This is a genomic window from Mesorhizobium sp. P3_A9, from assembly GCF_056402975.1.
This window is the reverse complement of sequence record NZ_JBFUGJ010000684.1, coordinates 1-1,281: the sequence shown is the minus strand read 5'-3', so window position 1 is coordinate 1,281 and position 1,281 is coordinate 1. Positions and strand designations below refer to the sequence as shown.

Sequence of the window (1,281 nt, the reverse complement as noted above, 5' to 3'; positions counted from 1 at the left end):
CCCCCATCGCGACGGATGCGTCAGGCCGAAAAGCCCGACAACCGGCGTGCCCACGGCAGCGGCCATATGCATCGGGCCGCTCTCATTGCCAACAAACAGCCGCGCCTGTTTGAGGACAGCCAGCAAGGTCTCGAGCGACAGCGTCCCGACAAGGTCGACGACCGGCGTCGCCGTCCTGGCGATGATCCGCCCGGCGATCTCGCGTTCGTCCGGACCTCCCACCAGGGCAACGGCCAATCCGCTGTCGGTGGCAATCTCGTCGATCGCCTCGGCAAATCGTTCCGGCTGCCATTGCCGGCCCTTGAAGCTCGCACCCGCATGCACGGCGACGAAGCCGTTTGGGTGGAGACGGTGCTTGCTCAGAAGCGCCAGGGCTTTCATGGTCTCTGACGGCAGCGGCTGAATGGTGGGCACCGTCACGCGCAGATCGATGCCAAGCGCTTCAAGGGGCGACAGATAGCGATAGACAAAATGCTGGCCGCCAAACCCCTGTGGTTTTGCAAACAGATTGGCGGGCTGCCGCTCCAGCAGTTTCAGGGGCCTCTCGGGCGGATTGTAGCCGATGCGTGTCTTGGCGTTGACGAGCCCGCTAACGAGGCGCGAGGTCTTGGAATCAGTCAGGTCGATCGTCAGGTCGAATCGAAAGCGGCGCAGAGCCCGCACCATGGCATAGAGCTCTTTCCCACGCTCCAGCGGGGTGCCCCGCATGCGGGACCGCCTGAACGGAACCACCTCGGAAGCAATGCCATGCGTCACCACGAAGCTTTCGAAATGAGCCTCGCAAAGGAACACGATCCTGGCGCCGGGGAATTCGAGTTGCAGGTTCCTGGCGAGCGTCGAGGCGAGAACAATATCGCCGATGAACTTCGTTTGAATGATCAGGATCGAGCGAAATGGCGCGGGTGAGATCTGCAACATGTGATTCCGGGTGCAATTGGCGGGCCATCCGCAAATTGGGCAGGAACAATGTCGAGATTACGCAATGCCTTCAGCACGTTCGCGTGAGTTTTCATACAAAACGGTAAATTTTAGTGAGGCCTAAGTTCCTAACCTTTGCCTGCCTTCGCGACCAGCACCGCGGCCTGCGCGGCCGCCAGCCTGGCGATCGGCACGCGATAGGGCGAGCACGACACATAGTCGAGACCGACCTCCTCGCAGAAACGGATCGATGCAGGGTCGCCGCCATGTTCGCCGCAGATGCCGAGCTTGATGTCGGGTCGCGTCGCCCTGCCCTTTTGCGCCGCCATGCGCACCAGTTCGCCGACGCCGTCGATGTCGAGC

General features: G+C 61.9%; 2 protein-coding genes. Both read right to left on the bottom strand.

All coding sequences use genetic code 11. The features are described from left to right. Positions 1 to 918: glycosyltransferase family 9 protein (locus AC1DX0_RS35980; protein WP_477359269.1), on the bottom strand; the 918-nt coding region annotated here is incomplete at its 3' end. Positions 919 to 1,046: 128 nt separating this feature from the next. Then, the coding region (locus tag AC1DX0_RS35975; RefSeq protein WP_477359266.1) for a putative PEP-binding protein at positions 1,047 to 1,281 on the bottom strand (235 nt) is incomplete at its 5' end.